Below are 19,720 nucleotides of genomic sequence, written 5' to 3'. Positions count from 1 at the left end.
TAGGAAGGCCATCCCCGGCTGACTAGCGTCGAAGGCGGGGTGCCACGCAGCGGAAAACGCCCGCCGAGATGCAGAGTCTGCTGCTCGACATCGTCGTGATCTTCGGCCTGTCGGTGCTGGCGGCCGTGGTCTGCCACCGGCTGCGGCTGCCCTCCTCGATCGGCCTGCTGCTGGCGGGCGTGCTGGCCGGGCCCGACACCCTCGGCCTGATCCGCAACGCCCACGAGATCGAGCTGCTGGCGGAGATCGGGGTGGTGCTGCTGCTGTTCGTGATCGGCCTGGAGATCTCGATCGCCGATGTCACCCGGCTGCGCCGCCAGTTCAGCATCGGCGGCACCGCCCAGTTCTTCGGCACCGCAGCGGTGGTGGCGGCCACGCTGCTGCTGCTCGGCCTGCCGCCGGCCCAGAGCCTGTACATCGGCTTCGTGATCGCCCTCTCCAGCACGGCCATCGTGCTGCGGATGCTCGAGGAGCGCGGCCAGCTCGAAACACCCCACGGCCGGATGGTGCTGGCCACCCTGATCTACCAGGACATCGGCGTGGTGCCGGTGATGCTGATGGCTCCCCTGCTGGCCGGAGGTGGCGGTTCCGGCCTGGCGGCCCTCGGCGCCCTGGTGGCCCGGGTGCTGCTCGTGGCCGCGTTCGGAATCGGCGCCTTCCGCTGGGCCGTGCCCTGGGTGCTGGAGCACATCACCCGCACCCGCAGTTCGGAGGCCTTTCTGCTGGGCGTGTTCATGCTCTGCGGGGGGATCGCCCTGTTTACCCAGTCGATGGGGCTCTCCCTGGCCCTCGGCGCCTTTCTGGCGGGCTTCATCCTCTCGGAATCGGAGTACGCCCATCAGGCGGTGGCGGTGATGCTCCCGTTCCGGGACGTGCTGATGAGCCTCTTCTTCGTGTCGATCGGCATGCTGCTCGACATCGGCTATCTCCTCGCCCACCCCCTGACCCTGGCCCTGCTGACCCTGGGGGTGATCGTGGTGAAGCCGCTGGTGGCGGCGGGTTCGGCCCTGCTGCTGGGCTTGCCGCTGCGCCATGCGGTGCTGGCGGGGCTGGCACTGGGCCAGGTGGGCGAGTTCTCCCTGGTGGCCACCAAGGCCGGCGTGGGAGCTGGGCTGCTCGGCGGCGACATCCTGCAGATCGTGCTCGATGTGGCGGTACTGAGCATGATCCTCACCCCCCTGCTGGTGGCCGCGGCCCCCCGCTGCGCCGACCTGCTCAGCCGCACCCCGCTGGTGCGGCTGCAGCGCCGCCTGCCGGCCCCTGCCGCGGAACCGGAGGGGGCCGGCCTGGAGGGCCATGTGGTGATCGCGGGCTTCGGGGTGACCGGCCGCAACCTGGCCCACACGGCCCGCCACAGCGGTGTTCCCTACGCCGTGGTGGAGGTTAATGCCGCCATCGTGCGGGAGGGCCTGGAGCAGGGCGAGCCGATCCATTTCGGCGATGCCGGCCACCCTGCGATCCTCGCGCTGGTCCAGGCCGATCGTGCCCGGGCGATCGTGGTGGTGATCGACGATCCGGCGGCGACCCGGCGCATCGTGGAGCAGGCCCGTCGCCTCGCCCCGGACGCCTTCCTGCTGGTGCGCAGCCGCTACCTGCGGGAGGTGGAGCCCCTGCTGGCCCTCGGCGCCGACGAGGTGATCGCCGATGAACTGGAGGTGTCGATCGAGGTGTTCTCCCGGGTGCTGGCCCGCCTGCTGGTGCCCCGGGAGGACATCACCCGGCTGGTGGGAGAGGTGCGCGGCGAGTGGCGCCGGATGACCCGCAGCCTGGCCCCCCAGGCCACCTCGCTCACCGATCTGCGGGTGGCCGTGCCCGACCTCGCGACCCACACCCTGCGGCTCGCCCCCGACTCTCCCCTGGTGGGCCACAGCGTGGCCAGCTCCGGGCTTCGCCGCGAGCATGGGGTGACCGTGCTGGCGATCACCCGCCAGGGCCAGCCGCTGGGCAACCCTCCGAGCGACACCCGCCTGGAGGCGGGAGATCTGCTGTTCGTGATCGCCCCGGACCAGTGGGATCCCCAGGCGCTGGGCTGAGCCCGGGATCAGGAATCCACCAGATCGAGCGAGGCCAGCTGCAGTTCACGGCCGCGCAACAGCTGGCGGCTGATGGCTCCGCAGCGAGGGCACTCACACAGCCCATCCAGAGCAGGAAATTCAGCCTGGCAAGGGCCGCACCAGCAGGCAGCCGCCACCGGCTCGATCCGCAGCTGTGCCCCGGCGGCGGCCGTGCCGGCCATCACCACGTCGAAGGCCAGGGCCAGGGCCTCGGGTTCCACGCCGGCCAGGCTGCCGATGCGCAGGGTGATGGCGGTGATGCGGCCGCCGCCGTGACGCTCGGCCTGCTCCAGGGCCTGCCGGCGCACGGCTTCCATCAGGCTGAGCTCATGCATCGCCGCGCCCCTCCTGCAGCCACTGCTGCAGCAGCTCCTGGGCCGCCGGCAGGGAAGCGAGCAGCGGCGGCGAGAACTCCGTGCCGTGCTGGAAGGCGTAGGCCGGCACGCGCAGCAGGGCCGCGCGGGGGGCACGGCCATAGAGGGCGGCCGTGATCGCAAGGAGATGGGCGGGATCCAGGTGATGGCTGATGCCGGCATGGCCACGGGAGCACGCGCTCGTGAGCGGATCGAGCCGGGGCAGGGGCCTGGCTGCCGCAGCAGGGGGCACAGGCCAGGCATCCACGAACAGCACCCGCTGCAGCGGCGCCAGCTCAGCCGCCAGCTCCGGCGTGAGCTGATGCACGCTGCGGCCACCGACCTGTTCAGCCAGGCGCGGGCCCACGCCGTCGTCGCCGCGCAGGGGGTTGCCGATGCCGATCACGCCCTGCTGCTGCATCTGGATCCCCTGGCCAGATCCCCAGGATGGCGAGGCCTGAGGGCCTGCCCCTGGCGATCGCCCTTCGTGCTGAGGATGGCGCTTCCCTGCATCGAGAAGGCACGATCACAGCCAAGCAGCCGATCTGCGACGTGCTGGGTGTCGAAGGGAGCATCCAATCTCACAAAGAAATCCTTCAAGGAAATCCTTGACAGCTTCGATGCCCTGGATGGTTTCAGGCCCGAACCGCATCACCACATCACCGCCAAAGACCAGAAATCCGGATCCCACCGAAACATCCAACGCGTCGATCGACGCGAACAACTCGAGCATCCATTCGGGAGCCTGGAGAGGGCTGAGCCCAGCCTTCATCGCCGGTGGCGAGGGCCTGGCAGACCGAGACCAGGGCGCGTTGATTGCGCTCAAGACGGAAGGCTATGACTCTTTGTGATGATTGCGGAGTCGCCATTGGTGCCCGAGCAGCTATCGCTACGCTTTGCCATCCCAGGACAGCAGCGTTCCGCTCGTGAACCTTTCCATCCGACTTCTTCAACAGCAGGAGCTGGCCAAGGCTGAAGATCTCTTTCGCCTCGCCTTTGGCACGTTCGTCGGATTGCCTGAGCCCAGAGATTTCGGTGGCGATGCGAATTACGTCCAACCCCGTTGGAAGCTCGACCCGACAGCAGCCTTCGCAGCCGATCTGGACGGAACGTTGGTGGGTTGCAACATCGCCTGTCGCTGGGGGAGCGTGGGCACCTTTGGGCCCCTCTCCGTTCACCCGGATCACTGGAATCAAGGCATTGCCCAAGGCCTGATCGAGCCGGTCATGGATCTGTTTGACCAATGGGAGATTCGGCAAGCCGGACTGTTCACCTTTGCCAACAGCCCCAAGCACCATGCGCTGTATGCAAAGTTTGGATTTTATCCACGCTTTCTGACCTTCATCATGGCCAAGCCGATCCAGATGGATGGCTCGGACATGCCTGGGACCACCTACTCCCAGCTCACCCCCCAGCAGCGCCTGGATTGTCTCCAAGCCTGTGCAGCCCTCACGGATGCGCTCTACCCAGGCCTGGATCTCTCACGGGAGATCGAAGCCGTTCAGGCCCAGGCACTGGGCGATACGGTGCTGCTGTGGGATGGGGCAGGTCTGGCAGCCTTTGCGGTCTGCCATTGCGGCGCCGGCAGCGAGGCCGGCCGTGGTGTCTGCTATATCAAATTTGGTGCCGTGCGCTCCGGTCCCCGGGCCGCCGAACAGTTCGAGACCTTGCTCGCCCTGTGTGAAGGTCATGGAGCATCCCGGAAGCTCACGCGTCTGCTGGCCGGTGTGAACACCAGCCATGAGGCTGCCCATGCGTGCATGGTTGCCCGAGGTTTTCGTACAGAAATGCCCGGTGTCGTCATGCACAGGCCCAACGACCCTGGGTACAACAGACCCGATGTCTTCATCCTCGATGACTGGCGCTGACTCCGTCGCACCTGTCCCGGCATGAGCCGTTGGCGGCTGTGCTGCCCATCGGGCTCATCCTGCTGGCCAGGGCGGCCTGATCAGGCAGGCCGATCCTCGCGGATGTAGGCCTCCTCGGCATGGACCGCATGTTCGTAGGCCGTGATCGCCTTGTGCTGGCAGGCCAGCCGCACGTCGATGTGACCGAGCAGTCGTTCAGCGGCCTTCACGGCCCGATCCGGCTGCACCTTCTCGACCGCATGGATGGAGAGGAGGTGAGCCCCGGGATGGTTGGGAGATCCATCCCTGTTCCAGTACTGCCAAGAAGCGAGCTTCATCAGTGCCTCCGCCTGGCGGGTGCGGATGTCCCGATCCTCCAGATCACTCCGCACCAGCCCCCCAGCCCGTCGGCCCAGGCGGCATGCAGCCCTCCGCGATCCTCGGCGAGCCGCGGAGAGCGCGGGCCTGCAGACACGCTGCCCTGGCCCCGGTCTCCCCCCAAGAGCTGAGGACACCGCTGGGACCGAGCTGAACGGCATGGCGGAAGGCCCGGTTCGCTTCCGCATGGTTGAACGCATCGCAACAACGAAGCCCCTGATCGAAGTCCCTGATCGACATCGGTCGGCGCCTGGGGTGGGCCAGGGCGGCAGCCCCCCGAACAGGAGCCCCCACAGCGGTGGCAGAACGGCCTGCCGAGATCGAGGAAGCACGGGCGTCATGCCAAGGCCAGATGCTGCAGTGGCTGCTCATGCCACCAGGTCCACGGAGATCGGCACACCCGGTGACATCATGCTGAAGACGGGAGAGTAGGTGCAACCGAGCCCCATCACTTCCCGCTCCTGAGCCTCACTGAGAGCGCCCGTGATGTGCATTTCCATGCTCACTATTTTGTATCCCTTGCGAGCATCGGGATCAAGCCCTAGAAATCCACGCAGATCCAGATCGCCCACAAGCGCCGATTCCACGGACTCCAGCAGAAGCGGCGACTCGTCGGCTTCCATCACGAACTTGCCCTCCCGGTCGGGGAAGTCCTGGCCGGCGCCATGGGACGCCTTCACCGCTGAGAATGTCCAGCTGCTGATGGATTCACCCCGCTACACACGGGCACTGAGGCTGGAATCCCAAGGAATGGGACCACCGATGGCTGATGCCCGATCGTGACCTCTACTCTCAACGCTGCCCTGAGTGGCAGAAAGGGAGTGCAGAACGCGTTCAGAGACTCGATGGCGGCCTATCCACTCAAGGGGCCCGTTGGGCCTTGTGGGTTGAGCTAGTCGCTGATGGTAACCCTGCCCCATACCGCTTCACTTGACCCATCAAGGGTTTTTCTTTTTATTTCTTGCACCCTGGCCTTAGTGCCTTTACTGACAATACCCTTGATGCTGCCGAGCGCCCTTCCAGTTGGCGCGGTTTCCCTCAGGTTACAGGCTGTCTGGAGCGTGATCTCTTCATTCTTCCCTGGAACCCGGCTGCTCGTCACCGTCTTGTCTGAGCCAAGCTGATTACCACCGGCCGCCGATTTGCCCAAGTACATCCAACCACTTAGATTCTTCTTGTCCTGTGTCAACTGCTCAAGCAGCTGCTTCTCAGTGGAGAGATCATTCTGAGGCCTCGAATCAGACGCTGATGACGTGCGGCCATGGACGTCAACGATTCTTCCGAGCTTAGAAATAAGTTTGTCTTTAAATTCTTGCGACGCGGCGCTGTCATCCGCGACCAATGACGCTATTGTCTTCTTCAATTCTTCATTTTGGCTTACAATCGCGATGGTAAAGAGTATTGTCTTGTCGCCCTCCTCTTTCGCAAGAGTATAAAGACTCGCCAGTGCCACCTTGGCCTTTGTGGGATCCTTGCCCGTGAGATTATCCAACTGTGATTGTATGCTGCCTGCAAACTGCTGCTTTCTTTCCGCTTCTTGCCTCACCTGCTGCAGCTGTGTTTGGAGATACTGAGATTGCCATGTATTCACTACGCCAAAAAATGGAACCATTATAGCAACGGCTATCTGCAACCTGGCAGCCAGGGATTGATTTTTGATGGCTAGATCCTCCTGCGAGGGTTCATCGTTAAGTTCCGAAGGTTCGGCCATGATGGCAAATATCGAACAAGCATGACTTTAGAGCAGAGAAAGCGCGCGAAACAAAGCCACCTTGCCTAACGCCATCTGGGCTGATCCTCCTGACACAGGAATCCTCTCGAGCCAGCGGCATGAGCGCCCACACGTCAGAGGACATCACCCGAGACCCCTTTCGCAGCAATGGCTCTCAAACAAGCGCGTCGGAGTCCTGGAGTTGATGCGCATCAGCAGAAACCGTTCAAACCAAGGCAACACGCCAGCCCCATCACCCCCGCAGCCGTTCCGCCACCAGCCCCCCTGCAGCATCGCGCAGCTCCACGTGCAATGGCATCTGACCCGCCGCATGGGTGCTGCAGGAGAGGCACGGATCAAAACAGCGGATGCCCGCCTCCACCCGGTTCAGCAGCGGCTCGGGGATCTCGGCCCCCTCGGCCACCGGTTCGGGGATGAATTCCCGCGCAATCTGGGCCACGGTGCGGTTCATCGCCAGGTTGTTCTGGCCCGTGGCGATGATCAGGTTCACGCGGGTGATCAGGCCGTCGTCGTCCACCCGGTAGTGGTGAAACAGGGTGCCCCGTGGCGCCTCGCTCACCCCCACCGCCTCATTCGCATTGAGGGAGGCGCGGGCGCGGATGCGACCACGCATCAGGCTGTCGTCCACCACCAGCTGCTCGATCCCCTCCAGGCAGGCCACGATCTCCACCAGCCGGGCGTGGTGATAGGCAAACGAGGAGGTCACGATGCGGCCACTGCTCTCCACGGTGCCGGTGCGCTGGCGGAACTCCTGCAGCTCCCGATCGGCCCATTCCGTGCCGATCGCCTCGCACACGTTCAGCCGCGCCAGGGGCCCCACCCGGTAGATCCCCCCGGGATAGCCCAGGGGTTTGTAAAACGGAAACTTCAGGTAGCTCCAGCTCTCCACCGCCTCGCCCAGGAAGCTGGCGTAGTCGTCTTCGCTGAGGCCATCGGCCACCACCGCTCCGGTGCTGTCCGTGAAGCGGATCAGACCGTCGATGCACTCCCAGCGGCCGCCCGGCCCCACCAGGCCCATGAACAGGGAGGGGAAATCGCCGAAGCTGCCCTGCTCCCGCTGCAGCGGCCCATCCAGCAGCCGCTTGTAGATCTCCAGCGCCTTGGCCGTGGTGGCCTTCGCCTCCGGCAGCCGCTCCAGGATCCACGCCCTGGCCTCGGCGCTCAGGGGCGTGCGCACGCCGCCGGGCACGGCCCAGGCCGAATGGATCTTGCGGCCCCCCAGCAGCTCCAGCACCTGCTGGCCGAACTGGCGCAGGCGGATGCCGGCCCGGGCCAGATCCGGATCGGCCGCCATCAGCCCGAACACATTGCGTTTGGCCGGATCGCTCTCCCAGCCCAGCAGGAAATCAGGGCTGCTCAGATGAAAGAACGAGAGGGCATGGCTCTGGCACAGCTGGGCCAGGTTGAGCAGCCGCCGCAGCTGGCGGGCCGCCGGCGGCGGCTGCACCGCCAGCAGCTTGTCGCCCGTCTTCGCCGCGGCCAGCAGGTGGCTCACCGGGCAGATGCCGCAGATCCGCGCCGTGATCCCTGCCATCTCGGTGAACGGCCGGCCCTCGCAGAAGGTTTCGAAGCCGCGGTACTCCACCACGTGGAAGCGGGCATCAGCCAGCCGGCCCGCTTCATCGAGGTGCAGGGTGATCTTGGCGTGCCCCTCGATGCGGGTCACCGGGTCGATCGTGATCGTGCGGGTCATGGGGTGGGTCCTGCTGGCAGCTAGCCGAACTTCAACATCGCCGTGCCTTCCATCGCCGGCGTCTCGCCGCGGAGCAGCGGTTCGATGGCGGCGCGGATGCGCTCCGCACTCGGCGGACAGCCGGGCAGATACAGATCCACCGGGATCACCTCGTGCAGCGGCCGCACCCGCTCCAGCAGCTCCGGCACGATCCCCGGCGCATGGGGATGCTGGGCGCCGGTGTCGGCCAGCTCCAGGTAGCCCCGATCCAGCACGCTCTGGCGGCTGCCGCCATCCACGCCGCTCCAGAGGTTGCGCAGGGCCGGCACGTTGCCGCTCACGGCGCAGTCGCCGAACGACACCACCAGCCGCGTGCGCTGGCGCAGCTGCAGGGCCAGCGCGAGGTTGTCGGCGTTGGCCACCGCCCCCTCCACCAGGCACACGTCCACCCCCTCGGGAAACTCCTTCACGTCGCTGGCCACCGGCGAGAACACCACGTCCACATGGGCGGCCAGCTCGAACAGCCACTCGTCGAGATCGAGAAACGACATGTGGCAGCCGCTGCAGCCGGCCAGCCACACGGTGGCGAAACGCAGCCTGGGTGCCTGGGTGCTCATGGTCACTGGTTCTGCCATTGGTGCTGCTCGCGGGCGCTGCGCAGCAGCCGGGGCCGCTCGCGGTGCGCCTCCTTCTCGGCGGTGGTGTCGTCCTTGCGGAAGATGGCGCCGGTGGGGCACACGTCCACGCACTTGCCGCAGGAGGTGCAGGCCGCCACCTCGCCCCAGGGCTGATCCAGCCCGGCGATGATCGAGCAGTCGGCGCCGCGGTTGGCCACGTCCCACACGTGGGCCCCCTCGATCTCGTCGCACACCCGCACACAGCGGGTGCAGAGGATGCAGCGGTGGTGATCGATCGCGAACTGGGGATGGGAGGCGTCCACCCGACGGTGGGGGTACTGGTAAGGGAAGCGGGAGTGGTCCATCCCCACCGCCACCGCCACGTCCTGCAGCTCGCAGGCGCCGTTGGCCACGCAGAAGGCGCACACATGGTTGCCCTCGGCGAAGAACAGCTCCACCGCCATCCGCCGCCACTCCTGCAGCTGGGGGGTGTTGGTGAGCACCGCCAGGCCCTCGCTGGCGGCGGTGGCGCAGGCCGGCTGCAGCCGGCCGCTGCCCTCCAGCTCCACCAGGCAGAGCCGGCAGGCGCCGACCGGGCTGAGGCCATCCAGGTGGCAGAGGGTGGGCAGGCTGGCGCCGGCAGCCCGCACCGCATCGAGAAGGCTGGCGCCATCGGGCACGGCCACCTCCACCCCATCCACCGTGAGGGTGTGCACGCTCATGGGCTCACCTCCTGCAGCAGGCAGGCATCGAGCGGTTCGCACTGGGCCGGTTCCCGGCAGGCCGCCTGGTACTCCTGGCGGAAGTAGCGCAGGGTGCTGAGCACCGGGTTGGGCGCCGCCTGGCCCAGGCCGCAGAGGCTGGTGGCGCCCACCATCCGGCAGAGCTCCTCGAGCCGCCGCAGATCCTCCAGCGACGCCCGCCGTTCCACGAAGCGATCCAGGAGCTGCAGCAGCTGCACGGTGCCGGCGCGGCAGGGCACGCACTTGCCGCAGCTCTCGTTCACGCTGAAGCGCATGAAGTGGCGCGCCACCTCCGGCATGGCGGTGCGCTCGCCCATCACCACCAGCCCGCCCGAACCCATCATCGAGCCCAGGGCCCTGAGGCTCTCGTAGTCCACGGGCGTGTCGAGCAGGTGGGCGGGGATGCATCCCCCCGAAGGGCCGCCGGTCTGCACCGCCTTCACGCCGGCGTCGGGGCCCTCGCCGCCGGGCACACCGCCACCGATGGTCTGCACCACCGTGCGCAGGCTGGTGCCCATCGGCACCTCCACCAGCCCGGTGCGCTCCACCGCCCCGGAGAGGGCGAACACCTTGGTGCCCTTGCTGCCCTCGGTGCCCATGGCGGCGTACCAGTCGCCCCCTTCGCGCAGGATCGCTGGAATCGCGGCCAGGGTCTCCACGTTGTTGATCAGGGTGGGCGCTCCCCACAGACCCACCTGGGCGGGGAAGGGCGGCCGCGGCCGCGGCGTGCCGCGCTGCCCCTGGATCGAGGCCAGCAGCGCCGTTTCCTCGCCGCACACGTAGGCACCGGCCCCCACCCGCACCTCCAGGCGCAGGTTGAAGCGGCTGCCGGCGATGCCCACCCCCAGCAGCCCCTTGGCGCGGGCCTGCTTCAGGGCGAGCCGCAGGCGCTCGATCGCCAGCGGGTATTCCGCCCGCACGTACACGTAGCCATGCTCGGCCCCCACCGCAAAGGCGGCGATCGCCATGCCCTCGATCAGCCGGTGGGGATCGCTCTCCAGCACGCTGCGGTCCATGAAGGCGCCGGGGTCCCCCTCGTCGGCGTTGCACACCACCGTGCGGGGCCCGGGGGGCTGCAGGGCCACGGTGTCCCACTTCAGGCCGGTGGGGTAGCCGGCGCCGCCGCGGCCCCGCAGGCCGCTGCGCTTCACCTGGTCGCGCACCTGCTCGGGGGAGCACTCCAGCAGCACCCGCCTGAGCTGGGCGTAGGAGCCGTGGGCCAGGGCGTCGTCGATCGACTCGGGGTTCACCACGCCGCAGCCCTCCAGCACCACCGCCTTCTGCAGCGCGAAGAAGGGGTGGGCGGCCTCGAGCCGCTGGCCGGCCAGCCCATCGGCGCGACCGGCGCCCAGGCCAGTGGCCACCTCCAGCAGGGTGGACGCCTGCTCGGGGGTGAGATCGGCATAGAGCTCGGTGCTGCCGGAGCCTGGCCCCTCGCCGGGCTCGCCGATCTCACCAGTGCGATCGAGGGCCACCAGGGGGCCGCGGCCGCACAGCCGCAGGCAGCCCACCGGCTTGATCGTCACCGATTCGGCGGCGCCGCCCAGCTGGTCGCGGGCGGCCAGCAGCGCCAAGCGCAGGGCCTCGGAGCCGGCGGAGCGGCAGCCGCTGGCGCCGCAGCAGCGCAGTTGCAGCGGGGTGGGGCCGGTCATCAGCGCCCTGCCCCCACGGGATCGCCGGCGGCCAGGCCGAGGGCCTCGAGGCGGGCCTCCAGGGCGGCGGGATCGTCCACCGGCAGCCTGGGCTCCAGCTGGCCGTCCACCACCAGTACCGGTGCCTGGCCGCAGGCCCCCAGGCAGCTCACATGCTCCAGGGCCCAGGTGCCGTTGCCGGCAGCGTCGTCGAGCTTCAGGCCGAGGCGCCGCTCCAGCCGCTCCGCCAGTTCGGCGCCGCCCTTCACGAAGCAGGCCGTGCCCAGGCACACGGCGCAGCGGTGGGCGGTGGGCGCCTCCAGGCGGAACAGGTGGTAGAAGCTGGCCACCCCCTGCACCCGCGAGAGCGGCAGCCTCAGCTCCCGCGCCACCTGGGCCAGGGCAGCCGGGGGCAGATGGCCGTAGAGCTCCTGCACCTGATGCAGCACCTCGATCAGGGCATCGGCGCGACCGCGCTGCTGGCGGATCAGCCGGCTGGTGCGCTCCACCGCCTCGAGCGGCAGCTCGGCGGTGGGCTCAGGAAGAGGGATCGTCGCTGCCATGGTCGGCCCTGATCGCCACACCGGGGCTAGCAGCGTTTCCCGGCGCTGTCAGCGCTGAGGGCGGGCCAGGCTCAGTCGCCATTCCCGCCGAAGCCTTCGTCATCGAAGGGTTCGAACTCGTTCCAGCCGGGACTGGCCTCGTTGAACAGGCCGAAGCGGGCATCCACGTCATCCATCAGGGTGTCCCCGGTGGGGTGGGTGTCGCAGGTGACCCCGCCGTCCGCCGTGGGGTGGCAGTCGTCGAAGACGACATCGGCCGCGGCAGGCCCCACCGGCATGGCTGACACCAGCAGGGCAAGCATGAGGGCCGTGGGCGCGAACCACGAGCCGAGCCACGCGGTGGGGCCGCCGGGGATGCGGGCTGGGATGATGGCAGAGCAATGCTTGGCGGCGATGTACACCGACTGGACAGCCGTGATCCTGCTGCTGCTGACGGCCGTTCCCCTGGCCGTGGTGGTCGCGACAGCCGCCTTCTTCATCAGGCAGCAGAAGAAGAAGCCGACCCGCTGAGACCGGGTCGGGCCAGCTTGAGCACCTCGGCGGTGGTGGTGGCGGACGCTCGGCGCACGCGTCGTCCCTGTCCCAGACAGTCCAGACAGGTGCGGAAACGCTGGTCATCCAGGCGCAGGATGCCACTGCCGCCGCAGTGGCTGCAGACCTCGTCCGCGACCGACCTGGCGACCGACTTGTTGAGCGGCTTGTTGAGCGGTCCGGGGGCCGGGGCCTCCGGCAGGCAGGTTTCTCGGGCCCGGTTCAGCCCTTCCAGGGAGTTCATCGCAGGGGCTCGGGTGAAGCGGGAGGAGTGGGTTCAGTCTGGGTGGATTTGCCGCCGCCGATCCCGAAAGCTTCCTTAAGCCTGCGGGCTTTCCATTGCCGTCTCCGCGTTGGCGACTACACCGGCACCGCTCAGCACCCGCTGCAGGCCGCCGGGGCTCAGGTTCTGCACCAGCTCCGCCGCGCTCAGCCGGGATCCGGGTGGCACCAGGGCGGCGCTGGCCGCCAGGACCCCGATCACGCCCGGGGCATCCAGGCCCCGCTGGCGGTAACCCGCCAGCCCCTCGGCCCCGTCGCGCTTGCTCAGCCGGCGGCCGGTCCCCGGCTCCCGCCACAGGGGCACATGGGCGTAACGGGGGGGCTCGGCCCCCAGATGCCGCATCACCGCGACCTGGGCGGCCGTGGAGCGCCACAGGTCCTCCCCCCGCAGCACATCACTGATGCCGAGGCTGAGCTCATCGACAGCGGTGGCGAGGTGGTAGGCCAGAAACCCATCGGCGCGGCGGAGCACCACATCGCCCACCTGGCGCTCTGCATCCAGCCTCCCCTCGGGACCGGTGCGCTCCGGCCAGGTCAGGGATCCGGCGTCGAGCCGCAGGCGCCAGCTGGGCAGACGGCCGTCCCGCCATCCCCAGCCGCGCTGGCTGTCGCGGCAGAAGCCCGGATAGACCGGCCAGGCGCCATGGGGGGCCGACACATCGGCCAGCAGCCGACGGCTGCAGCGGCAGGGATAGAGGTCGCCGGCCCGTCTGAGGGCCGTGAGCACCGTGGCGTAGAGGCCGCGTCGCCGGCTCTGGCGCACCACCGGGCCATCCCAGTCGAGGCCGAGCCAGCGAAGGTCGGCCAGGATCGCCTCCTCAGCCCCCGGACGGTTGCGCGGAGTGTCGAGGTCATCGATCCGCAGCAGCCACTCCCCTCCGGCCAGCCGCGCCTCCAGCCAGCTGAGCAGGGCAGTGCGGAGGTTGCCGCGGTGCAGGGCCCCGCTGGGGGACGGGGCGAAGCGCCCCCGGTAGCCCCGGGCCCGCCCGGCCACGCCGGCAGCGATCAGGTCCTGGACATGACGGGGCAGACGAAGCACACGGAAGACGACGCCATAAAGGGCGACGCAGATGGGCGACTCAAATGGGCCGCAGAGAAGGGAGAGAAGGGCACGAAAAAGGCGGCCCGACGGGCCGCCGCAGAAACCCGGCAGCCCTCGGCTGCCGGACAGGATGGCCAGGGAGGCTCGGCGTGGCCTCAGCCCTGCACGCGATCCTTGAACATCTTGCCGGCGGTGAAGGCGGGCACCCGCTTCGCCGGGATCTTGATCTTCTCGCCGGTCTTCGGGTTGAGTCCCTGGCGGGCGGAACGCTCCCGGGGCTCGAACGATCCGAAACCGAGGATCGACACTTTCTTGCCCTCCACCACGGAATCAATGATGGTGTCGATGGCGGCATCGACGACCTGGGACACTTCGGTCTTGGTCAGCTCGGTGCGAGCAGCCACAAGGTTGACGAGGTCAGCTTTGTTCATGGGACGGGTTAAGCCTCTGGGTGGCGGTCGGGTGGGTGGCGGTCTGACAGGCGATCTGGGGAGGCGGGTCGGACATCCCCAACCGTCTACGGGTCAAGCGCGCCAATGGTATGGGGCCCATTCGATTGCCGCAACCGAGAAGCAGGATGCCGCAACGGTTTTGGTGCTCGATTGGCGAAATCCGCACCGAACTATCCCTCCCGCCGGGCGCCGAGGGGACCCGCGGGGACGTTGAGGCCCTCCTCCAGATCCAGACCGGCCAGCAGCGCCGCCCCGCCGGCGACCAGCTTCTGGCCCCGCAGCGCCCCCAGCCCGCCCCCACAGGCGATCCAGTGGGGCGAGCCTTCCGGAAGCCAGCGGCGCAGCCGCGCCAGGCTCCGCAACTGACGCGGCCAGTGGAAGGTGCGGGCGGTGCGCAGCGGCGCCAGCGCCCCCGGCCCCACGGGCAGCAGCAGACGTCCACAGAACAGCACGTTCAGGGTGGGGCCGGCCACATGGAGCACGGCGGCGCCCGGCGTCGGCCCCGGGGTCCACAGCAGGGCCACCCCCGGCGCCAGCCGGGACTCGGCGCCGAAGCGGCGGAGGCCGCTCACCCCGGGCAGCAGGTAGGCCTCCTGCTCCTGCACCAGCACGTCCCAGCCGATCGCCTCCTGGAGCCGCCGGCAGCGGCCATGACCCTCACGGCTGGTCATCACCACCGTGCCGCCGAGGGGGCGGGCCCGCAACCAGTCGAGGTTGGCCTGGCTGTAGCCGGGGCAGTCCACCAGCAGATCCCCGGCCAGCCCGCTGTGGGCGGCCTCCAGCAACCAGCTGCTGCCCCCCTGAGTGTCCCGGCTGGGGGCGAACAACCAGAGGCCGGGGAGGACCAGCTGGGGGGGACGACCCGGTTCCGGAGGGGGAGCTTGCACTGACACCGGGCCTGGTTCCGATCCTCTGCCTAGTTTGTGGGTCGCACTGGCCTGCCCCGTTGTCTGCCCCTTCCACCCCGGCGCCTGCGGCGGCTGCCCCTCCCCTCGGGACCGGCCCCTTCCGGATCCAGCGCGGCAGGCCCGGGCCGCTCGGGGCGAGCACCACGGCCCGGGGGGTGAACTTCTCGGTGGTGGCGCCGCTGGCCACGCGGGTGGAGCTGCTGCTGTTCCCCCATGGCGAAGCCACGGAGCCCTCCATGGTGGTGGAGCTGGATCAGCGGCACCGCTCGGCCGACCACTGGCACGTGGAGGTGGAGGGGATCGGGCTGGGGGCCTGCTACGGCTACCGGGTGTTCGGACCGCTGCAGCCGGGGGGGCACAGCTTCGCCCCCTCGAAGGTGCTGCTCGATCCCTGCGCCCGTGCCATCGCAGGCTGGCGGGGTTACAGCCGCGACGCAGCGGTGGGCAGTGTCCCCAACGCCGCCCGCTGCCTCAAGGGGGTGGTGACCGAGCGGGAGTCGTTCGACTTCAGCGCCGCGCCCCGTCCACGCCACAGCTGGCAGCGCAGCGTGATCTACGAGCTGCACGTGGCCGGATTCACCCAGGGACCGGGGTGTCCGGTGCCCTCCCACCGGCAGGGCAGCCTGCTGGGCCTGATCGACAGCCTGCCCTACCTGCAGCAGCTGGGCATCACAGCCATCGAGCTGCTGCCGGTGATGGCCTTCGACCCCAGCGACGCCCCGGCGGGGCGCCGCAACCACTGGGGTTACAGCCCGCTCAGCTGGATGGCCCCCCATCCCGACTACCTGCTGGGCGACGACCCCCTCACGGCCCGGGCCCAGGTGCGCCAGCTGGTCACGGCCTGCCACCAGGCGGGCATCGAGGTGCTGCTCGATGTGGTCTACAACCACACCAGCGAAGGCAACCGGCAAGGGCCCACCCTCAGCTGGCGGGGGTTCTGCGATCGCCTCTATTACCAGCAGAACGCCCTTGGGGACTACCTGGATGTGAGCGGCTGCGGCAACACAATCGCCGCCAACCGTCCCCTGGTGCGGCGGCTGATCCTCGAATCCCTGCGCTGCTGGGCCATCGAACTGGGGGTGGACGGCTTCCGCTTCGATCTGGGCATCGCCCTGAGTCGGGGGGACGGCCTGACGCCGCTCGACGACCCACCCCTGTTCGAGGCCATCGAGGCCGACCCGGATCTCGCCGATCTGAAACTGATCAGCGAACCCTGGGACTGTGGCGGTCTCTACAAACTCGCCGACTTTCCGGCCCGGCGGATCGCCACCTGGAACGGCCGTTTCCGCGATGACCTGCGCCGCTTCTGGAAGGGGGATGAGAAGTGCGTGTGGTCCCTGGGACAGCGCCTGAGCGGCAGCCCCGACCTCTACCACCACGTGCCGGTCCATCCCGGTCAGGCCATCACGTTTCTGACCGCCCATGACGGCTTCACCCTGGCCGATCTGGTGAGCTTCAACGGCAAGCACAACCTGGCCAACGGCGAGGACAACCGCGACGGGGACAACCACAACAACAGCTGGAACCACGGGGTGGAGGGGCCCTGCAACGACCATGCGGTGACGGCCCTGCGGCAGCGCCAGCTGCGCAACCTGCTCAGCACCCTGCTGCTGGCTCCCGGCGTGCCGATGCTGCTGATGGGCGACGAGGTGCGGCGCAGCCAGGGGGGGAACAACAACACCTGGTGCCAGAACAACCCGCTCGGCTGGATGCACTGGCAACCCGATGGCGACGACCTCGCCCTGCGCACGTTCCTTCAGCGGCTGCTGGCCCTGCGCGCCCATCTGCTCGACCTGCTCAATCCGGAAGTGCCGCTGCCGGAGCGCCCCCAGCGACGCCAGGAGGATCCCACCCATCTCTGGCGCCAGTGGCACGGCGTGGAGATCGCCCGACCGGACTGGGCCAGCTGGTCCCACACCCTGGCCTGGAGCATCAACGACAACGTGCAGGGTCCCCTGCTGTGGTGCGCCATGAACGCCTACAGCAAGGCGGTGCACTTCGACCTGCCCGTCTCCACCTCGGGATGGCTGCGGGTGCTCGACACGGCGCTGCCCCCTGGCCAGGACCTGCCGCAACAGCCTCAGGCCTGGAAGCCCACAGGTCTTCCCCTGGAAAGCCGCAGCCTGGTGCTGCTGGTGTCACGACGCCGGATGGCTGGCCTCAGCCTCCCCGGGGACGCCAGCGCCAGCCACGTTTAACACTTCTTTACATTAGGTTGGTGGCCGTTGCGGGGCCCGCTGTGCTGTTTTCCGTTCTCTATGTCGCGGCGTTCGCTGTGATCCTCTGCGGGGCCTTCTCCCTGATGCGCCAGGGTTTCGTCACCCCAGCCCCGGCAGCCCGGCGGACCCGCCGCCATCCCGAAGCCCCCGAACCGGGCGAAGCCCTGCTCTACGTCGACCTCAACCGGGAACGGCTGGAGGCGCTGTATCAGAAGGCCTCCTGAACCGGCCCACCCGGCCGGCCGGCCGTCCCTCAGGCCGGGTGGACGGTGTGGAGCGCGAGGGGGCGGTAGCTGGGGGATGCACTGCTGACCACCTCGAAGGCCCGCCAGGTGGCGATGGCCGCCGGCTGGACATCCAGCTCCGGCCAGGCGATGCGCACGCCCTTCCAGGTGATGCCCACACAGGTGAGATCAGGGTCGTCAGCCATCAGCGACCACAGCACGTGCACATCACTGCGCCGGTAGTCCTCAGGGGCGGCCGGCACAGCGGGGTCGGCCAGGGTGCCAGGCCCGAGCGTCAGCTGACGGGCGTTCTGCCAGGAGAGGTAGGTGCCATCGTCGGTGGGATAGAACCAGCAGGCTTCGTTGTGCGCCTCCCGCAGGGGAAAGCGATCCACGGCATGTACCTGCTGCGGGTCATCGCAGGACACCGCGTAGGCCGCCAGCCAGAGGGAGTCGACGGCGAAGCGGGGAATGGCGGCGTCGCAGATCAGCCGGCAGCGCTCCTGGCCCTGCAGCCCGGCCGGAACGGTTCCTTCGAAGCCGAGTCCGGGCAGCGCAGCCACCAGGGATGGCGCAACATCAAAGAGGCGCAGAGCCTGGGCCTCGCGGATTCCCTGGCTCTGCGCCTGCAGCAGATCCCCCCAGACGGCGGGGCCGTCGGGGGGAAGGTGATCGTGGGGAGCCAGGACAAAGGCGAGTGAGGCGGACATGGCCTGGTTCCCGGGAACGACGGCACCGCCCGGCGGGGTGCCGGGGGCGATCAGCCGAGGCCGATCTGACCCAGGATGCCCTGACCGGTGAGCAGCTCGGTGGCGAGACCGATCACGAAGCCGAGCATGGCCAGGCGGCCATTCCAGGTTTCGGCGAAGGCCACGAAGCCGAAGCGGGAGGTGGAGTCGGACATGATTTCGCTTAGTTGCGGAATGTGAAGGAACTGTAACAGCAGTTGGGGGATCCGGGGCGATCCGGAGCCGGCCATGGGAAAGCGGGAGGATTCCAGGCTGGTTCCTGAACCCGCGTCGACGATGGCCCCGGACTCCCCTGACAACCTGGCCACCAACAACCTGGCCACCGCCAGCCCGACCACCGACAGCTCGAGCGCCGGCGCGGTCGTGTGGGCACGCCTTCGGGACGTCCCCGATCTCGAGGAGTATCTGGACGCCGATCCGGAGCGCTTCACCGAAGAGGTGCAGCGGGCCTTCGAGCAGTGGCGCACCCTGCCTGCCGACCAGCTCGAGGCGGTCGCCCTGCTGCGGGCATTAGAGGTGACCAACGGCTGCGTGCAGTGGGCCTTCCGCCGCAAACTCGACGGCCATCTCGGGGTGGAGCGGACCCGCGCCTGCATGAAGACCGTGATGGGGTTCATGGTGAGCAAGCAGATCCGCTGGCCCGATGGGGCCGTGGTCGACTTCGACCCCAGCGTCGTCCCCTGGCTCGATGCGGTGCGCGGGCTGTACATCGCGGCCTTCAAGAACGGCGATGCCGCGGCCGCCCGGTCGTTTTATGCCCAGTCCGCCGGGCAGTTCCTGGCGCTGGGACGGGAGCGGATGCGACGGGCCTTCGGAGGGGTGGAAGACCAGTTCGGCGAGCTCTTCGGCGAGGACTTCCTGGAGCGGGGTCGGCGCTACGCGGCGCGCTTCCTGGCGCCCTCGCCGGAGGCCATGGAGGCCCCAGAGGCCACCCGGGGCACGCCCAGCCGGCAGCCGAGCTGAATCACCCCCTGATCCAGCAGGCGCCCCAGCCGAACCGCCGCGGCCTCCTCCACCCTGGAGAAGAGGTGCTGACGCCCGGCCACCCAGCTCAGCTCCGCGGGCGTGATCACCCCGGTGGACACCGACTCCAGAAAGAGCTCCCCGACGGTCATGACGGCATTAAGAAGTGTGAACACTGTGGCAGGTCCCCGCGGGCAACGGGGACCTGCCAGGGGTGGCGGGCGGCCTGCCATGGCGCCTTCACGTTCCGTTACGTGGATTGCCAGAGTCTTGCCATCCCTGCCTGCGTGCACGCTCCATGTCCACCCTTCAACTGCTGGAAGGTCTCGGCGGCTTCACCGCGGCCTGCCTGGCCCTGTGGTTCCTGCGCCTGAACCGCTCCGACCTTGAGGCCGCCCGCAGCGGCGCTCTGCCCCCCGCCCCCGGCCCGCTCACCACCCTGGTGCTGCGCCCCGCCGTCCGCAACGGGCTGCAGCGCTACCTGCTGGGGCGTGGTGTCTTCGCCGACGCCGGCCTGCTGATCCTGCGCGTGGCGATCGGCCTGATGATGATCCACCACGGCCAGGACAAGCTCGCCGATCCCCAGGCCTTCGCCGACACCTATGTGGCGTCCCTGCATCTGCCCTTTCCCCTCGTGCTCGCCTGGGTGGCCGGCCTCTCGGAGGTGGTGGGCAGCTGGCTGCTGATCCTGGGCCTGCTCACCCCCCTGGGGGCCCTCGCCATCGCCGGCACGATGGGCGTGGCCGCCTACCACCACATC

Annotated in this window: 24 protein-coding genes; 6 read left to right on the top strand and 18 right to left on the bottom strand. The window is 68.8% G+C overall.

Annotation, left to right across the window (positions count from 1 at the left end; all coding sequences use genetic code 11):
- Positions 1 to 68: 68 nt before the first annotated feature.
- Positions 69 to 2,033: a monovalent cation:proton antiporter family protein gene (locus tag ACLD7X_RS06555; protein WP_411422725.1), complete on the top strand. Its 1,965-nt coding sequence runs from the start codon at positions 69 to 71 to the stop codon at positions 2,031 to 2,033.
- Positions 2,034 to 2,041: 8 nt separating this feature from the next.
- Here the strand turns inward: ACLD7X_RS06555 and hypA are convergent, their stop codons facing one another.
- From hypA to ACLD7X_RS06540, 3 genes are all read right to left on the bottom strand, one after another.
- Positions 2,042 to 2,389, bottom strand: coding sequence for a hydrogenase maturation nickel metallochaperone HypA (gene hypA, locus ACLD7X_RS06550; RefSeq protein ID WP_411422724.1), 348 nt, complete (start codon positions 2,387 to 2,389; stop codon positions 2,042 to 2,044).
- Complete coding sequence (locus ACLD7X_RS06545) at positions 2,382 to 2,828, bottom strand: hydrogenase maturation protease (protein WP_411422723.1); 447 nt, start codon at positions 2,826 to 2,828, stop codon at positions 2,382 to 2,384. The genes hypA and ACLD7X_RS06545 overlap by 8 nt, the downstream gene beginning before the upstream one ends.
- 105 nt (positions 2,829 to 2,933) lie before the next feature.
- Positions 2,934 to 3,140, bottom strand: a complete 207-nt coding sequence (locus ACLD7X_RS06540) for a hypothetical protein (protein ID WP_412006812.1) — start codon at positions 3,138 to 3,140, stop codon at positions 2,934 to 2,936.
- A gap of 193 nt (positions 3,141 to 3,333) precedes the next feature.
- Between ACLD7X_RS06540 and ACLD7X_RS06535 the strand changes: the two genes are divergently transcribed.
- Complete coding sequence (locus tag ACLD7X_RS06535) at positions 3,334 to 4,275, top strand: GNAT family N-acetyltransferase (RefSeq protein ID WP_411422720.1); 942 nt, start codon at positions 3,334 to 3,336, stop codon at positions 4,273 to 4,275.
- Positions 4,276 to 4,355: 80 nt separating this feature from the next.
- Here ACLD7X_RS06535 and ACLD7X_RS06530 read toward each other — a convergent pair whose 3' ends face one another.
- From ACLD7X_RS06530 to ACLD7X_RS06470, 13 genes are all read right to left on the bottom strand, one after another.
- Positions 4,356 to 4,646 (bottom strand): hypothetical protein, encoded by a 291-nt coding sequence (locus tag ACLD7X_RS06530; RefSeq protein ID WP_411422719.1) that lies wholly within the window; start codon positions 4,644 to 4,646, stop codon positions 4,356 to 4,358.
- Positions 4,647 to 5,000: 354 nt separating this feature from the next.
- Positions 5,001 to 5,312 (bottom strand): OsmC family protein, encoded by a 312-nt coding sequence (locus ACLD7X_RS06525; RefSeq protein WP_411422717.1) that lies wholly within the window; start codon positions 5,310 to 5,312, stop codon positions 5,001 to 5,003.
- 212 nt (positions 5,313 to 5,524) lie between these two features.
- Complete coding sequence (locus ACLD7X_RS06520) at positions 5,525 to 6,343, bottom strand: hypothetical protein (RefSeq protein ID WP_411422716.1); 819 nt, start codon at positions 6,341 to 6,343, stop codon at positions 5,525 to 5,527.
- Between the two features lie 253 nt (positions 6,344 to 6,596).
- Positions 6,597 to 8,057 (bottom strand): Ni/Fe hydrogenase subunit alpha, encoded by a 1,461-nt coding sequence (locus tag ACLD7X_RS06515; RefSeq protein ID WP_411422715.1) that lies wholly within the window; start codon positions 8,055 to 8,057, stop codon positions 6,597 to 6,599.
- Positions 8,058 to 8,077: 20 nt separating this feature from the next.
- Positions 8,078 to 8,653 carry an NADH-quinone oxidoreductase subunit B family protein gene (locus ACLD7X_RS06510; protein ID WP_411422714.1) on the bottom strand — a complete coding sequence of 192 codons (576 nt, stop codon included), beginning with the start codon at positions 8,651 to 8,653 and terminating at the stop codon, positions 8,078 to 8,080.
- Positions 8,654 to 8,655: 2 nt separating this feature from the next.
- A complete protein-coding gene (hoxU, locus tag ACLD7X_RS06505; protein ID WP_411422713.1) occupies positions 8,656 to 9,375 on the bottom strand; it encodes a bidirectional hydrogenase complex protein HoxU in 720 nt (239 codons plus the stop codon).
- Positions 9,372 to 11,048, bottom strand: coding sequence for a NuoF family protein (locus tag ACLD7X_RS06500; protein WP_411422712.1), 1,677 nt, complete (start codon positions 11,046 to 11,048; stop codon positions 9,372 to 9,374). Before ACLD7X_RS06500 ends, hoxU begins: the two co-directional genes overlap by 4 nt.
- A complete protein-coding gene (locus tag ACLD7X_RS06495; RefSeq protein ID WP_411422711.1) occupies positions 11,048 to 11,590 on the bottom strand; it encodes an NAD(P)H-dependent oxidoreductase subunit E in 543 nt (180 codons plus the stop codon). Before ACLD7X_RS06495 ends, ACLD7X_RS06500 begins: the two co-directional genes overlap by 1 nt.
- Positions 11,591 to 11,661: 71 nt before the next feature.
- Positions 11,662 to 12,069, bottom strand: a complete 408-nt coding sequence (locus ACLD7X_RS06490) for a hypothetical protein (protein ID WP_425625109.1) — start codon at positions 12,067 to 12,069, stop codon at positions 11,662 to 11,664.
- Positions 12,069 to 12,365, bottom strand: a complete 297-nt coding sequence (locus ACLD7X_RS06485) for a hypothetical protein (protein ID WP_411422709.1) — start codon at positions 12,363 to 12,365, stop codon at positions 12,069 to 12,071. Before ACLD7X_RS06485 ends, ACLD7X_RS06490 begins: the two co-directional genes overlap by 1 nt.
- A 75-nt stretch (positions 12,366 to 12,440) precedes the next feature.
- Entirely contained in the window at positions 12,441 to 13,442 is a 1,002-nt protein-coding gene (gene gluQRS / locus ACLD7X_RS06480; protein WP_411422708.1) for a tRNA glutamyl-Q(34) synthetase GluQRS, read from the bottom strand.
- Between the two features lie 158 nt (positions 13,443 to 13,600).
- On the bottom strand, positions 13,601 to 13,876 hold the full coding sequence (locus ACLD7X_RS06475; RefSeq protein ID WP_411422707.1) for an HU family DNA-binding protein: 276 nt from the start codon (positions 13,874 to 13,876) through the stop codon (positions 13,601 to 13,603).
- 191 nt (positions 13,877 to 14,067) lie between these two features.
- Positions 14,068 to 14,784, bottom strand: a complete 717-nt coding sequence (locus tag ACLD7X_RS06470; RefSeq protein WP_412006815.1) for an MBL fold metallo-hydrolase — start codon at positions 14,782 to 14,784, stop codon at positions 14,068 to 14,070.
- A 59-nt stretch (positions 14,785 to 14,843) separates the two neighbouring features.
- Between ACLD7X_RS06470 and ACLD7X_RS06465 the strand changes: the two genes are divergently transcribed.
- Together ACLD7X_RS06465 and ACLD7X_RS06460 are read left to right on the top strand one after the other, a co-directional pair.
- Entirely contained in the window at positions 14,844 to 17,003 is a 2,160-nt protein-coding gene (locus ACLD7X_RS06465; protein WP_411422705.1) for a glycogen debranching protein, read from the top strand.
- 41 nt (positions 17,004 to 17,044) lie between these two features.
- Entirely contained in the window at positions 17,045 to 17,248 is a 204-nt protein-coding gene (locus ACLD7X_RS06460) for a hypothetical protein (RefSeq protein WP_412006816.1), read from the top strand.
- Between the two features lie 29 nt (positions 17,249 to 17,277).
- Here ACLD7X_RS06460 and ACLD7X_RS06455 read toward each other — a convergent pair whose 3' ends face one another.
- Both ACLD7X_RS06455 and ACLD7X_RS06450 read right to left on the bottom strand, forming a co-directional pair.
- The gene (locus tag ACLD7X_RS06455; protein WP_411422703.1) at positions 17,278 to 17,958 is read right to left on the bottom strand and encodes a hypothetical protein; all 681 of its coding nucleotides are present in this window, start codon (positions 17,956 to 17,958) and stop codon (positions 17,278 to 17,280) included.
- A 50-nt stretch (positions 17,959 to 18,008) separates the two neighbouring features.
- Entirely contained in the window at positions 18,009 to 18,152 is a 144-nt protein-coding gene (locus ACLD7X_RS06450) for a chlorophyll a/b-binding protein (RefSeq protein ID WP_087067963.1), read from the bottom strand.
- A 121-nt stretch (positions 18,153 to 18,273) separates the two neighbouring features.
- Between ACLD7X_RS06450 and ACLD7X_RS06445 the strand changes: the two genes are divergently transcribed.
- On the top strand, positions 18,274 to 18,960 hold the full coding sequence (locus tag ACLD7X_RS06445) for a hypothetical protein (RefSeq protein WP_411422702.1): 687 nt from the start codon (positions 18,274 to 18,276) through the stop codon (positions 18,958 to 18,960).
- Between the two features lie 298 nt (positions 18,961 to 19,258).
- On the top strand, positions 19,259 to 19,720 hold a 462-nt coding region (locus ACLD7X_RS06440; RefSeq protein ID WP_411422700.1), incomplete at its 3' end, for a DoxX family protein.

It is taken from the genome of Aphanothece microscopica RSMan92 (assembly GCF_046613545.2).
Classification (GTDB): Bacteria; Cyanobacteriota; Cyanobacteriia; order PCC-6307; family Cyanobiaceae; genus NIES-981.
The sequence above is the reverse complement of the archived record's forward strand: the minus strand, read 5'-3'. Positions and strand labels throughout refer to the sequence as shown.

What these genes read in the sequence shown, in the direction of transcription:
- ACLD7X_RS06555 (WP_411422725.1), top strand. Translation starts at nt 69, where the DNA reads ATGCAGAGTCTGCTGCTCGACATCGTCGTGATCTTCGGCCTGTCGGTG.
- hypA (WP_411422724.1), bottom strand. Translation starts at nt 2,389, where the DNA reads ATGCATGAGCTCAGCCTGATGGAAGCCGTGCGCCGGCAGGCCCTGGAG.
- ACLD7X_RS06545 (WP_411422723.1), bottom strand. Translation starts at nt 2,828, where the DNA reads ATGCAGCAGCAGGGCGTGATCGGCATCGGCAACCCCCTGCGCGGCGAC.
- ACLD7X_RS06540 (WP_412006812.1), bottom strand. Translation starts at nt 3,140, where the DNA reads ATGCTCGAGTTGTTCGCGTCGATCGACGCGTTGGATGTTTCGGTGGGA.
- ACLD7X_RS06520 (WP_411422716.1), bottom strand. Translation starts at nt 6,343, where the DNA reads ATGGCCGAACCTTCGGAACTTAACGATGAACCCTCGCAGGAGGATCTA.
- ACLD7X_RS06515 (WP_411422715.1), bottom strand. Translation starts at nt 8,057, where the DNA reads ATGACCCGCACGATCACGATCGACCCGGTGACCCGCATCGAGGGGCAC.
- ACLD7X_RS06510 (WP_411422714.1), bottom strand. Translation starts at nt 8,653, where the DNA reads ATGAGCACCCAGGCACCCAGGCTGCGTTTCGCCACCGTGTGGCTGGCC.
- hoxU (WP_411422713.1), bottom strand. Translation starts at nt 9,375, where the DNA reads ATGAGCGTGCACACCCTCACGGTGGATGGGGTGGAGGTGGCCGTGCCC.
- ACLD7X_RS06500 (WP_411422712.1), bottom strand. Translation starts at nt 11,048, where the DNA reads ATGACCGGCCCCACCCCGCTGCAACTGCGCTGCTGCGGCGCCAGCGGC.
- ACLD7X_RS06495 (WP_411422711.1), bottom strand. Translation starts at nt 11,590, where the DNA reads ATGGCAGCGACGATCCCTCTTCCTGAGCCCACCGCCGAGCTGCCGCTC.
- ACLD7X_RS06490 (WP_425625109.1), bottom strand. Translation starts at nt 12,069, where the DNA reads ATGAAGAAGGCGGCTGTCGCGACCACCACGGCCAGGGGAACGGCCGTC.
- ACLD7X_RS06485 (WP_411422709.1), bottom strand. Translation starts at nt 12,365, where the DNA reads ATGAACTCCCTGGAAGGGCTGAACCGGGCCCGAGAAACCTGCCTGCCG.
- ACLD7X_RS06475 (WP_411422707.1), bottom strand. Translation starts at nt 13,876, where the DNA reads ATGAACAAAGCTGACCTCGTCAACCTTGTGGCTGCTCGCACCGAGCTG.
- ACLD7X_RS06455 (WP_411422703.1), bottom strand. Translation starts at nt 17,958, where the DNA reads ATGTCCGCCTCACTCGCCTTTGTCCTGGCTCCCCACGATCACCTTCCC.
- ACLD7X_RS06450 (WP_087067963.1), bottom strand. Translation starts at nt 18,152, where the DNA reads ATGTCCGACTCCACCTCCCGCTTCGGCTTCGTGGCCTTCGCCGAAACC.
- ACLD7X_RS06445 (WP_411422702.1), top strand. Translation starts at nt 18,274, where the DNA reads ATGGCCCCGGACTCCCCTGACAACCTGGCCACCAACAACCTGGCCACC.